The sequence below is a fragment of the Herbaspirillum sp. WGmk3 genome, from assembly GCF_023952535.1.
Lineage (GTDB): Bacteria > Pseudomonadota > Gammaproteobacteria > Burkholderiales > Burkholderiaceae_D > Herbaspirillum > Herbaspirillum huttiense.
The window spans coordinates 538708-552470 of record NZ_JAKYWT010000002.1 but is presented as its reverse complement, the minus strand read 5'-3'; the positions used below and the strand labels follow the sequence as shown (position 1 = coordinate 552470).

The 13763-nt window shown below is 48.2% G+C and carries 8 protein-coding genes; 2 read left to right on the top strand and 6 right to left on the bottom strand.

Annotated elements, in window-relative coordinates; translation table 11 throughout:
* Window positions 1-8 precede the first annotated feature (8 nt).
* The 6 genes from MKD49_RS08390 to MKD49_RS08365 form a co-directional block, all read right to left on the bottom strand.
* A complete protein-coding gene (locus MKD49_RS08390; RefSeq protein ID WP_252696046.1) occupies window positions 9-884 on the bottom strand; it encodes a carbon-nitrogen hydrolase family protein in 876 nt (291 codons plus the stop codon).
* A complete protein-coding gene (locus MKD49_RS08385; RefSeq protein WP_252696045.1) occupies window positions 881-4078 on the bottom strand; it encodes an RNA-directed DNA polymerase in 3198 nt (1065 codons plus the stop codon). The genes MKD49_RS08390 and MKD49_RS08385 overlap by 4 nt, the downstream gene beginning before the upstream one ends.
* Complete coding sequence (locus MKD49_RS08380) at window positions 4071-5147, bottom strand: CHC2 zinc finger domain-containing protein (protein WP_252696044.1); 1077 nt, start codon at window positions 5145-5147, stop codon at window positions 4071-4073. The genes MKD49_RS08385 and MKD49_RS08380 overlap by 8 nt, the downstream gene beginning before the upstream one ends.
* Before the next feature lie 112 nt (window positions 5148-5259).
* A complete protein-coding gene (locus MKD49_RS08375; protein ID WP_252696043.1) occupies window positions 5260-8754 on the bottom strand; it encodes a P-loop NTPase fold protein in 3495 nt (1164 codons plus the stop codon).
* A gap of 1067 nt (window positions 8755-9821) precedes the next feature.
* On the bottom strand, window positions 9822-10406 hold the full coding sequence (locus MKD49_RS08370) for an abortive infection family protein (protein ID WP_252696042.1): 585 nt from the start codon (window positions 10404-10406) through the stop codon (window positions 9822-9824).
* Window positions 10407-11276: 870 nt separating this feature from the next.
* The gene (locus tag MKD49_RS08365; RefSeq protein WP_252696041.1) at window positions 11277-11705 is read right to left on the bottom strand and encodes a transcriptional regulator; all 429 of its coding nucleotides are present in this window, start codon (window positions 11703-11705) and stop codon (window positions 11277-11279) included.
* Between MKD49_RS08365 and MKD49_RS08360 the strand changes: the two genes are divergently transcribed.
* Complete coding sequence (locus MKD49_RS08360; protein ID WP_252696040.1) at window positions 11697-12458, top strand: site-specific integrase; 762 nt, start codon at window positions 11697-11699, stop codon at window positions 12456-12458. The genes MKD49_RS08365 and MKD49_RS08360 overlap by 9 nt on opposite strands.
* Window positions 12459-12724: 266 nt before the next feature.
* Entirely contained in the window at window positions 12725-13717 is a 993-nt protein-coding gene (locus MKD49_RS08355; protein WP_252696039.1) for a hypothetical protein, read from the top strand.
* Window positions 13718-13763: the final 46 nt, after the last annotated feature.

The window sequence follows — 13763 nt, the reverse complement described above, 5'->3', positions numbered from 1 at the left end:
CACGGAGATTAAATAACTACCTTGAACCCAGGAGGGAGATGTTTATAATTTTTAGGATCCGATCGGCCATGAATCGCATCGTCCAATCCTTGAATTGGTAACGTTACGGACTGGGCAGAAAATAGTGAGCCACCATCGATTGAATATCCAATCCGCTTATGTGCCTCATAAAATGGTGAAACCAATAAGGAGCCGCCGTAATAGCCGGTATTGCAGACAATTACATTGCAATAGACCGTTCTCGAAAGCGAGACAGCTAGTGATTCAAACATCTTGATATCGCGGTTATATGCAAGCACGATCAAGTGGTGAACGCGCCCTCTGTACAAAAGCGCCCGCTCTATATCCATGAAGTCATAGCAAATAGCGACACCAAAGCGACCAAAGGGGCCCGCGTCAAAAGCATAGACATTCTCATCGCCGTTAAACGACCATGGCGGGCTATATTTTTTTAGGCCATCGCTTTCTGCAGGAGCGGCAGTATGTTTTCCAAACCATATGCGTGAAGCATATCGTGACGGACGTTTGCGCCAGATGTTTCTAGGAACGAGCACTAATCCTTCATTTTTTGCAGAGTTGGCTGTGTGATCTAACCGATAATCAACTCCGACAATAGCAAGCACATTCATTGAACATACTAGACGCTGAAAATCATCTAAGCGCGTGCGAGGGAGAGCGAGCTCTGGTAGTAAGACAATTTGGGGTTGATCGTCTTGGTCCCGTAGCGCTTTCATCGCGCGCCGGATTTCATGCCAAGCTCGATTGTCCTCCCTAATGCCAATTTTCGGATCACTGCTTTCGTTCCAAGCGGCCCTAGCGTCCAGTGTCGTTTGAATTATCCCTATGGTCACAGAGTCCATCAGCGATACCTCAGTGTTGGTCATGTGGCTTCTCCACCAAAATATGATTTCCAATCGACTTCGGTAAGATGAAAGAGGCTTATGGGCGTTAGCTGACGAGGTCGATGATTTAAAGTGGAAATTTGATTTCTCTCGAGCTCCATTTGAGCAATACCAATTACGTCCGCCAACTGCCCGGCATCAATCAAGCGAATAGGATCATGCTTTGTGTCATCATCAAATGGGGCTAACGCCGCCCAAGTTTGATAGAGATTGGCCAATACATTTTCGGAAGAACGGGGCAAAAGACAAGCCTCAAGAATTCCTAAAGTGGCCGAAGAATATGTAATTTCTTCTCTAAGAAGCTGAGGTAAATATTTCAATAGGCTCTCATGGCCGGCGCCATTCCACTGCACAGGAAGCAAAAACGAACGTGACAATAGGCCAAAGAGGCACAATCCAAGGCCTCTAATCACGTTCTGTTCACTTCCTATCTGGTTTGATACAAGCGGCGCATACCTTTCATCTCGAAGCCTTTGTCGTATTGGAGAGAATCGAACAACTCCTTTTCCGTTTGCCCGTAACCTTTGTTGCCAGTCCAGCCAAGACGTCACTGGAGTTTGGATGATTTCCGAAGGGAGCTGAAAATTTAGCGGGTGGGCGCACGGTGACTCTCTTGGCTTAGAAGCCTTCTCCAGATAGCTAACACTAAGCAGTTCTTCTTGCGTAAATAGTACGGCGGCCTGACGAATTATTTCCAAACACGTCCACTCCCCCAGCCTAAACTCCTCGGTGCCAGCGTTCTTCCAAATCGCTTCCGCCCATACTGGCAGTGGTAGAAAGCGACTTTCCTTTGTTCTATCCAGGCTTTCTTGAACTCGCGATGCGACAACGGAGTTCTCAACTATGTGCTGTAGTTCATTCGTTGGCACCCTTCCATTAAGTGCATCAAACCACCACCCTTCCCTATTCTGAGCTCTTTGCGCGGCCATTCGCTTCATCGATATCGCTGGAGCAGCTTCCGGGAAAAATACCCAAAAGGCGTCTGACTCCGGCAGTTCCTGGATAGTAGAACCGAGATGACCGATAAGATCTGAAGCTTTTCGAATTGGTTGTCTCATCTCGAACCTGGCGCCCCACCAAGCTAGGGCAACCCTGTAAGTGGGAGCAACGTCGCGTGATATTAATAACGCCTCACCAGTCGAGATTAAAGAGTGCTTGAAGGAAAAATGAAAATTAGCACCTTGAGCAATTGTCTTTTTCAATATCTGATTCGCACAGTAGATGCCGACGCAAAGCTGGTTATAGCTTAATTGCACAAACCAGCAGTCCACTTGTCCTAATTCCTTATTAGCGGTGCACGTAGCAACGTCCCGGAGGAACCGGAGCGACGCAGCTTTTCGCCATCCAGCGGCATCGCGATCTGTAAGAACCTGTGAGGCGTTTATAACCTCTGAAGCCAGGACAGCATAAGAATTTCCTAGAATGTACCGCGCGGAAAGTCTGTTTATTGAATTGTCACCATATTCGCGAATATCGCTAAACAATTGAGTCAGTCCGCTGGCTCCCAAGCGCCGAGCTATCGATAGCGCATGAGTCCATAAGCGGACGCGATCAGGCCTTTCACGAAGAACTCGTCTCACTAAATTAAATGCTCGGTTAGCTATTCCTTCTAGTTGCTCCAGTACATTTGGGTCATCAATTCCTATCAAGCGAGCGAGCTCACTTTCGCCGGTATTGCGACCAAACAACGACCTTGTGTCGAAACGTTGCATTGCGGTGGAATGGGGGGGAGCCGTCGGCTTGGTCAGTAGCTCAGGGGATGAAAGTCGAGCCTCCGCGACACGCGCGAGCCTCGTAGCCGCAAAAGCAAGTCGGGTACGTTCTGGCATCTCGGTTTCTGGTAGGTCAACCAAAAGGAGATGCTCTAGCTGACGAGATAAGATGTTGAGTTCGTTTTCATCCAGAATCGTGAAATCAGTTCGGCCAATTGCAGAAACAAGTGCGATAGTTCTTGTCATCAACGGCGACGGAAAATCTGGATCTAATAGACAAGCTTTTTTCGCCTTTATCCAACAATCAGAGTCCTCCGATGCAATTATGTCGTCCGCAAAAAGTTCACCTAACTGAGCTGGTTCTGTTTTGGCCGGATTGATTTTTGCTCCACCACCAAGTTCGTCCAATATTTCTTTATAGCGCCTTATCCATTGCACCAAATCCTTGAAACTAGTTGCTACGACGACGTGATCATCTACATATCGAAAATGCGCAACAGATCCTTTAGGTAAATCTCGCTCTACGGCATGATCAACCCGAAGTAACGCAGCGTTTGCGAGAAATCCAGAAACAAGAAGGCCAGTGGGGATGCTTCGAAAATCTTTCGAGTCTTTTTGTAACCCTATATGAGAAAGGTCATCATCATCCCAATCAGCCAAATCCAAAGGAAAATGACCTAATCCTTGCAGCAGACCGGCGGCGCTTTCCTTAAATGACTCAGGAAGACACGAGACAAGAGCCTCTATACATGAAGTTATTGATATCGATGGAAAAAACTTCTCAAGATCAATAGATGCCCAATAGACGTCGTTTCGCATCGTCGGATCAGCAGGCCTGGACCAATACTCTCCAAGGACATAAGGACAGCGATTAGCTCTCGAAAGTGAACGTTGAACATTTAATTCATCTAGATCATCTTGATCGAGGTTTTGTTGGTCAATACCGAACTTCGCAGTGGCAGCGGCTAGAGACAATGCAATGTGCCTTCTGAACAATGGCCATGCTTGTTGAAAAGGACGATAGATACGACCAGATGAATGCCTATAGGGCCCCGTTTTTCGGCTCTTCCCCATCTCGTCTTCGTCAATCCACGTTGAGCGAAACAAGCGATTACCGTAGCTCCAGACCGGCATTTTTGCATCGACATATGGGCCAACTATATTGACCACAGCAGTCCAAGCAACCTGATCTTTAATTGAGAAATTGAAATATTGCCGGACACGAGCCTTTCCATTTTCATCTGGATTTTTCGGAAAAGCCATCGGCCGCAAGGGCCTGATTTGATATCTCCCCTCTCTCAGGTCTTTCGCCAGGTGCTCCAGTTCTTCTCCCAAATGTAATTCAAAAGACGAAAGCTCCGCTTCGTTAATCCAAATATCTCCTGGCACAGACGCTCTTTTGACCTTTTCCCACGCCCACCTTAGATTGATCTGATCGCAAACTTGATCCAAGAAATTAAGCATCGTTTACCTTTGAAACTACATCACATGCATCTTCACCATCCGGCAACACAACAAATCGGATGCTTTTGCTGCGTGCATGAAATTCTTTAGTTAGACACTGACGAAATCTTTTTCCACCGTCGTCGCCATCCGGTACACCGACTAAGTCAAATGGGATAAGTACATCAACCCATTCGCGACGAAAGGAGTTTGCACCTAGTATCCCTATAGCTGCGAGACCTCGCCCCTCGAGAACTAACGTGTCCGGAATCCCTTCGCATATGTGCAGCGGTTGATTGCGAGGCATTTTATTGAGCCGCTCTGAGTTGTAAATTGGCTTTTCTATGCCGATAGGCCCAACAAATTTCATGTTCCCTTCGAGACATCTGATTTGTAGATATGTCACTTGAGAATCAGTTTTGAAAGGGAAAATTAGGCAATATCCACGCCATAAAAGAGAGCGGCCATTACTTGATAAACCACATTTCTTAATACGATCAGCTCCCCAATTGGACTTCAATGACGCATAGGCGCGAGTGGTATTTCTTAACTCTACGACGCCAAATGCCGCTGCGATGCTTTGAGGTATTCCGTGCGATTTAAGATACGCAAGTCCTCGCGGATCGGTAACTGGACCGCATCGGCTGACTAACCAGCTATAAATCTCTGGATCTCCCAACGTCCCTGAATTGGTGTCCGACGCTGATGAATGTATTGGGGGAGGTTTTTGAGCAGAAACACGTCTACTCTTTCCTCTTGCATACGGAGTGCCTATGCCGTATCGATCGCACAGCCAATCACAGGCGGCCTTAAAATCAAAACCGAGAATCTTTTCAACCAGAGCGATTGAGTCCCCATATTCTCCACATCCGTAGCATTTCCAAGAGATCTTATTTTTTCCAATGGTAAAACTCGGCGATTGCCGATCATGCCCATTGAAGCACATCGCTTTGTTCCCTCGAACCTTTATCCCCAAGGCAAGCGCAACGTCTGCCGTCGGCAAATTTCGAAGTGCGTCGAGTATTGTCCCATCGATGCGCCGCCGAGCTACTTGTCGATCCCTATCAAGTTTCCCCGCAGATGTCATCATATGCGACCTTGAAGTTAATTTCGGCACTGAAGTAGCCCCCTGCAGCAGCCTTTTTTGTAGATCTGTCCATAAAAAAAGGGGTTCCTAGATTTGCACGAGAAACGCTGGCCGGTTAGGACAGGCCGACTTCTTCCTCAACATCATCATCCCCCTCTTCTGGCAAGGCCTCGTCAACGATTCCATATCTCCCTCTTAACATTCTTAGGCGTTCTTCGTTCGCCCCATCCAACATTGCTTTCGATTTAATCGTTTCGATAAATGTGCCCTTCGCATCCTCTGAAGCGTTAGCCAAAAGAGCGTCAATTATTTCAAGATTTTGGTCGGAGAATGCTTGCGCCTGTGAATTTTCGCTAACAATCAACTTCGAAAATATCTGATTAAGAGAAACGTTCGGTTGCTCAATGAATTTCATGCGGGCAGCGATTTCACTATAGTTTCGAATGAATGAAAGCAAACCTTCCTCATTAACCACGATCGATGTGATTGCCAGCAGGACGTCTGCTGCCAATGTGCTCTGGCTACTGGCCCCCAAGCCATCGATCACAGTATGCCAATCACTTGGCGATAGTTCGACATGAACAAGTCCTTTGAGTAAGTAAGTCGCATGATCGAACAGTGCGGGCTTATATTCGCTGGTAGGGGGCATTAGCAAGACGTCTTTATGCCGGATTAGGTATAGCCGTAACAAATTATCCGACTCGTTAAAGGCACCTTTCCAATCCTCTTGCGTGGCCGAGGTAAGAACTTTATCTATCGCTTCAAGAATCACCATCAAGCTGGTATTCGCGCCGTGAGCTTGTATATCGGTGATAAGTTCGGAAGGCAAAGTCAACAAAAGGTCTTTGTTTTTTAAGAAACCGTCGAAATCTTTCTTCCATTCGGCCAATTTCAGTAGGAACTGGATCGCCGCTTCATCCTCGCTAAGGAAGGTTTTAATCTTGGAATACGCCGCCAGTGTCTTGAATACATTTAGCCGGTACATATTTCGTAAGCGAATGATGCTGGACAATACCTTTGCGTGCAGGATCGCTGGCACAGCGTCTTGGAGTCCACGATCAAGCCAATATCCGAAGGGAGACAGCTCCCGAGTAGCCTGTGCAATCAAGTTGGGAAATTCGTCATCCACGGCCCCATCGCTCGATAAGCTGTTGAACCATCTGATCGCTGTGGGCGCGGCGCTGCCCATATGAGGATGATCACCTGGCACGGCATAAGGCTTGGCCGCATCTTGCAATGCCATCAGTATGGCCACCATCTTTGCCGAACCGGACTTATCATTGGACTCTCCGGCGTTGAAAGCATGAACAGCAAGCGAGCCATCCACTGCCAAAGGCAATACAACATCCTTCCATGGCTCAAGCAAACCATCGCCAATCCTAGAGCAGAGACGATGTATTACCTGCAGTAGCGCAGCTCGTTTTTCAGCCTCATCTTCCGACGCGAGACGATCCGTGTGAATACTTTTTACAAGCGTCGTTAACAGGCCTTTGCACTTGTCGATCGTAAAGTATCCGATGATTTGATTTAGTACATCCACGGAAACTGAGGGACGATTGTCAAACGTCTCGATGAAGCTATGCTCAAGCTTGTTTATATCAACTTGTAACGGATGTACTGCGGACAGCTTATAGTCGCGTGCTTGGGCGCATTGGTGAGCGCAACCTATGATAGCTGCGGGAGAAAGTGATATTTTTGTTTTCTTCCGGAATTCAGCTAGCGCGTCTTCTGAGATAACCGGCTGCAAAGCGTCCTGAATAGTTATGGTTGCGTTGAACCAATCTACTCCATAATCAAAAGCATCCTTTTCTCCAATCTCAAGTTGACTGCCGCCTAAGAGGGACTGAAGTTTGTGCGCCAAGTCTGGAGCCGTTCGAGCATCTCTAATGCCTGGGATCACTAATGACAAGGATTTAAGGACGTTGGCGTTTGGATAAATACTCTCTTTCAGCCTCTTGATGTCACCTGCAACGTCACGCCAACAGACTCTGGCGCGAGCATCGTCCAAATCGAGACTCGCCAAGTTGATACATACATTATCCAGAACCCCGTTCGGTGAAAGTAGCCATTCACGGGTCGGATCTTGCAAAACGTCTTGAAGAACATCATCAAATCCTGGTATCGAGGCTAGTTTCTTCAAATCTTCAGGATTTGGACTAGTCAACGCTCTGGAAATCGGATCTTGCAAGAGCACTTGATTAGCAGCAGTCGGCTCTACGTTGAATGCAAGTGCAGCAATTTCCTTATTTATTTCAGTTACGTTTGCGATCTGGATATAGCGAGGATCAATTGTTTCCTCTTTGCGCAAGCTATCTGAACTCGCCTCGATTTCTTTGCGATTCAGGATGTAGATCGCACATGCTTCGAGCGATATGGTGCGCTGCCATTGCGCGTCCAATGCACCTAGCTCATTGATGAAATGGATAATTCGCCGCGGGCTAGCGTGAGTATCTGTCTTCTGAAAGCTGTACCTAAGTAGTCGGAAAAGGCGCTCATTTAATTCCGCATCATTGATGTCAGAAAAGCACTCTTTTAGTTTGGCCAGGAAGAATTTACGCCAATCGTGAGAAATCGGGGGCGCCACACGTAAAGTGCGGCTGAATGTTTTTTCAATAAAATCAGCTTCTTTGTCTAATCCCTTTTCTCCTATCGCGCTCATCACGAACTGTTTATCGTACGGCAGAATGACAAGAACGCTATCGTGGGATCTTCTAGCCGGCTCTCCTCTAATTGCAAACAAAGCGCGAATCTCAGACCACGTGCCGGCGACCGAGTCTTTATGAAGCCGGTCAATATTGTCTAACACATGGATGATTGTGACGCCACGTGATTGCGCTTCACTCAGAAGGTTTCGAAATATTCGATGGAACTCAATTGTGGTTGGGTCTGATTCTCGAATATTTTGCGTTGTCGTCTCACTTTCCACGTCTTTGGAAAACATCGAAACACAATTAGAGGCTGCATCTGCAAAACTTTTTCCTGATCGTGAAATGTATGGCCAAGAGATCACAAAGTAGAGATGGAAAAATCGGACGAAGACACTTAAATACAGAATCGCGACTAAAGAGGCAGCAAGATAAACCGTCCAATCCAGAGTTTGAGCCGGATTAGGGCCACTCGCGGGCTTAAGCGCTGATGGGCCGAGCCATGCGTATATAAAAGGAAGAAGCGGGAGGATGAGAATAAAGACAATTCCAAAGGCGTTGTACCTTTTGGAACTCTCAACCGTTACAGACTTAACGCGATCACGTATCTGATTGCGAGCGTTATCGAGCGTCCAAGAACTCAAAATATGCTGGCCCGAGAGCCATGCAACAAATGACTCAAGAAATGCTCTCCGAAAATCGTCAGACTGATGCGCCCATAGATCGAACGTGAATATCGAATGTTTGAGATCGTTGCGATCATGGGCAGCGAGCTTTTTCTCAGCAATTCTTATGACCGTCGACTTCCCTGCCCCCCAAGATCCTTCCAAACCGATTGCACCATCACGTCCTTCCATCTGACTAACGGCATCTACCAACGCATTCGCAGTTCGGTCATGGCCTTTCCCGCCAAACTCATCTACTTCAGCAGGTGCATCTTGAATAATTCTTGTCGTGCCTGGCATGAGCTTCCCCTTCCCTTTTTTTGTTGATTATCGAGCGAAATCGAGATTCATACGTTCGCTTCAATAACGCCGCCTGGCCACCATCATGATATCGATCCCATTGGGACGCCGGTACGATATAAAGCATATCCAAATCCGACACGCCATTGATCGCTGTCTAACGGCGCTACGCGCCATCCTGAAGATTGTTTGCGGTTTTACTATCTGGGTTCCCTAAACTCTTGATTTAACGCTGCCGTTATTTCACCTTACCGTAGCTCAATCTGAGCATCATTTTCAACTTTGATGTTCGCGAAAAACTGTTTGAATTTTTCGCCAATACCCAATTTCGCCCCCGCACTTTTTAGCGAATCAGTCGCTCGACCGAAAGTGCACCGATGGACCTCTAAAAGTCATCAGTGCGGACATGTTAAAACTTTAGCTATTGAACGTGCAGCTGCCCCATGTGGCCACACTTTCCGCGCTCTGATGCCGTGTCAGCTTATTGACAGCAAGTTAAGTATATTCTCAAACTCAGCAGTAAATGACATCGTTATAATTTGTTACGAAGTTGCCCATGGGCACCAAACATGGAGAGTGTCTTCTTGACGAGTCTTTTGCGTGAGACCTTTATGAGGGTCGGCCGAGATTCTGGAAATTTTTGCAGCAGCAGTTTATCTAAGCAATTGATTTAATTGATTATTTAAAAGATAAAGCGCCGGTCTTCTTGCGACCCAGCCGAAATAACGAAAAATTTCGGATATCAGTGTAAATGTAACTAAGCCGCCCTATGTATGTTGGGTACGGCGTCCCACTTGGGATTGGGTTTCAAAGGCATTGATCGTCGAATTACCACCCGAAGAGGACGTAGATCTTTCTTCGCAACAAATCGCTTTCGCCGGAATGCGCGTGGCCCCGTCATGCGGAAAATTTCTCGTTCTTCTCGAATGCGCTCACGTAGTGGATTCATGGAATTATAGTTTTCCGATTTGTATCAGGCTTTTCCCTTGTTGGCGCTTAACTTGCAGCATCAGCCCTGGTGCCTGTTTGCGTGGCCGACCAGCGCATGTGGTGAGCTTGCGAAACAATTAGCCAGCACCCTTTCGCCGCTTTTCCCAGGTCTCCAGTGCGAACAAGGTAATAGTGTGTGCAGCATGTATGGCGAGTCGAGCATGACGGGACTCAATGCGGTAAGACGTAACGCCAGCGCCATGCGCTGAGCTGGCATGAGTACGCAATGCTGCGATGCCCTCAACCGTGGCAAGCATACCAGTTAGTATAGTCTGCAGGTCGGTATCGGCAATGGCCGATGGATCGAATCCTAAGTGCTTGCGAACTACCGTCCAAAGTGGTTTCAGGTCTTGCTTGGCGGGCAGATCCAACGAGTTTTCTGCGATAAATACCTTGCAAAAAGACTCTAATATATTGCTCGCAGCCGAAACCGCTTCACGCGGTTCCGATTGAACGTTCTCCAACGCCCTAGAAAACTCTTCATCAATGGCTCGATAGTCGAAAGACTTAAGCAAGGTTTCGAGCGTGCGAGATGCGGCTGCGCTCATCTGCGCGGCTACGACTCTTCCGCCAGTTACATAACGTAATTTGCATTGCGCCAGGATCGCTTCAATTTTCTTTGCATCCGAACCATCATTCCAAGTTCCAATTGGCTGTTCCATATAGTTCTCGATCAGCCGTCCGAGCACTACTAACGGATCGACGGAGTGGTCCTTATTTGTACGACGGAGCCATTCAAGGGCTTTTACGTGCTTACTTCCATCGGGCGGCTCTCCTGGCGCGTCAGCGTAGGCAAAAAGACTGTCGAGAGATGCATGTGTCTCTCTGGCTGCGCAGGCATCTGCTACTACCGAAATTACTGGCGACGGAATAAGCTGCCTCATTGGGATTCATCCTTTCCATTTTGTTCTTATCTCATAGCTTCTGCTACTAGGATCCTCGTGATGCCATGGTGCCGTTCTTCAAGGGAAGGCTCGACAAGCGTATCACTTCATTGACTGGCGTTATCTAGCCCGAGAGGGTCACTCCATTTGGGCTCCAATGTAAGATTATGAGCTACATATGTGCCGTCACTTTTCGGCGAAATGCGTAGGTGGATCTTAGTTAGAAAATTAGATGATGTAGCTAACCATATCAGTACATCCACTTTCCCATCCTTGCCAGGGGGATCTTCGCCCGTGTCGTCGAAAAATCACCAGGTCATGAAGAATTCCCGCAGCCAGATCAGGTACGATCAACAAATCGTCCAGAAAACTCTTATCAGCTAACGACTTCGAAATACCAAGAATTTCAAAGCCATATACGTCCCCCTTGTGAAATATTCTTAGTCTTTTTTACAATGCCACGCTGCCTGATTCTCTCATCTAACGAGACCCTAATGATGAGGCGGTAAGCTTTCCCTGAGTTTTCGCAAGTTTTGGCGAACTTATTGAAAATTTAATACGATTGCGGAGAGATTAAGCCGCCGGAACATAGCTTCTGTTGTGCCGTTGCTTAGTTCCTAAAAAATATTCACTCATCTGGTGGCATTCTCAGGCCCAAAGTGAATTCCTAGCTGAGCCGTACTGTGACGCCAGGCTGGCGATATGTCGCCAGATGTGCGCTCTAGCTTGGGCATCGGCGGCCGTCTCCTCTACCGTCATAATGACAAGTTCAAGGGGTGTTTCATCCAGAAAGCACACGATATTTGAGGCATATTCGGGCGGACAGACCCCGCTGCGCAATACGCTGGATAGCAGGTCAGGCGGCATTTCATTCCGATAAGAGACACTCACGTTTTTCGCTGCCATCCAGAGGCCGCGCTTGGCGAGCCGCGCCGAGATGCTCAGGCTCCCGAAAGACAGGCTGAGGAGCTGCAGCAAGGCGGCCAACCGGTTATAGCCAATATCGGAAAGCGTCCCGTTTTCCAGTGCAGCGAGCGTGTGGGCGTGCATTCCGCTGAACGCGGCTAGTTGCTGCATCGACAGCCCCACCTCTTCCCGGCGCGTTTTGACAGCGGCGCCTATTTGTATCAAGGGTTCCCTGATCCAGCCGGCACCGCCGCCGTGCGAAAGACTCTCAAAGGTATCGGTCGTACCTATGGTCGCCCCAAAAAACAGGCCAAGGCCCTGCCTATCGAAGATCTTGAAAAAATCGTCTGTAAGCTGGCCAGCCTGAAAACCATCAAGGCAAAACGCGATATAGCCTTGCTGCAAATGGGGTTTTTTGGCGGATATCGCCGCAGCGAGCTGGCCGCGCTGCAGTTTGCTGATATTGCATGGGAGCCGGACGGTTTGGTCATCACATTGCAACGCTCTAAGACCGACCAACAAGGACAAGGCATCATCAAGGCTATTCCTTACGGCACCGGTACCTGCTGCCCGGCCACAGCACTGCGGACCTGGCTGGACGCAGCTAGCATCGACGGCGGCGCTGTTTTCCGGTCGATTAATAAACGGGAAATGGTCGGTGAGCGAGCCATCCACCCGGCGAGCATCAATACGATCCTGGCCGACTGTGCAGCATTGGCCGGGCTGGACTATGTCCCAGATCTTTCCAGTCACAGCCTGCGCCGTGGCATGGCGACTAGCGCCTATCGCGCCGGTGCGGATTTCCGAGACATTAAACGGCAAGGCGGCTGGCGACATGACGGCACTGTGCAGGGGTACATCGAGGAGGCCGGCCGTTTTGAAGAGAATGCTGCGCGACACCTACTTCGAAAGCCACCTGCTTGATCCCGTTTCTCGGAGATGCCCTGGAGGTACGACGTTGGCAATCAAGCCGTAAGCTTTCTGCAGACTAGTCTTCTCGTGAAATTCCCCGCAAATGAGCCGCGGCTAGGCGCCCTAGGACCGTGAGCACCGCCAAAAGATAGATGACTAGGCAGAATTTCCACGCGGAACGTTCGCTTAGTCCGAACCAGATAGAACAACAATTTTATTAATAGCTGTATTTGCATACAGTATAATTTCTGGTGTCCATATTCTCCTAGGAGATAGTAATGACACGCAGAACGTCGTTTGCTCAAATTAAGGTGCGATGCTTTGAGTCGGCTGATGAATTCCATGAGCTCAAAGGTTACCGTGAGGGCAACCCACTAACTCGGCAGTCATATCGCGCTCTAGTGGGTTACTACAATTTGGCCGAAAAGCAATTCTGTTGCCTTGAGAAAGAAAATGGAAACCGCTGCAGACATGAGCATAGTAAAGGATGGGTCGTAGAAAAGGACGACGGGACGCACACGCTCCTCGGCAAAGACTGCGCCAACGAAAAATTTGGTGCTGATCCAAGGCTGATCAAAGACATTCAAAATTATAAGAACGCGATCCGGCAACATGAGCGCCAGGAAAAGCTACTGAGTCACTTGGGCAAACGCACAGAGCGCACCATGGTTCTTAGAAAACTGAGAACTGATTTAGAAGCCATGCATATCCGTATCTCAGACTTCTTGATCAACTTAGGTCCCGGAATCTCTAAACGTCTACTAAATATGGCACGATCGCGAGTTGCGGATGTAGTCGTGACAGCTGTGCGATATCGTGAATACGTAGAGAATGGAAGAAAAAAGACTGAACGCAGTGCCTTTCAGCACAGATTGGGAATGCTGAATGCCTTGATGGTGGTGACTAAAGACTCTTACGTACCAACATTTATTTCCATCAACAACCTGTTAGGTGCATTTGATGCTGCAGCTAGATTAGGAGACCGCCCCAAACGGAACGAAATGGATGCTGTAGTTGCTCAGTTGGACGACTTCGATAGGGTTATGAAAGAAGGCAATTCATTACTGGGCGCTGAAGCTCAGTTCATGAGCAACAATATGGAGCTTCTATGCTATCTGGTGGATGACCGCGCCGAGCGATACAAATGCGCAAGAGTAGCGATGCGCCAGAGTGGCCTAGAAGGAGGGAAAGACCAGGCGAAAACATGGCTGAATAATCGCGAGGCTGAACTGAGGACCAAACTCGGAATTGACCAGCTAGAGATCTACTAATTGTTGAATTGCATTGGAATCTGACCCATCCATTCCTTTGTTATTC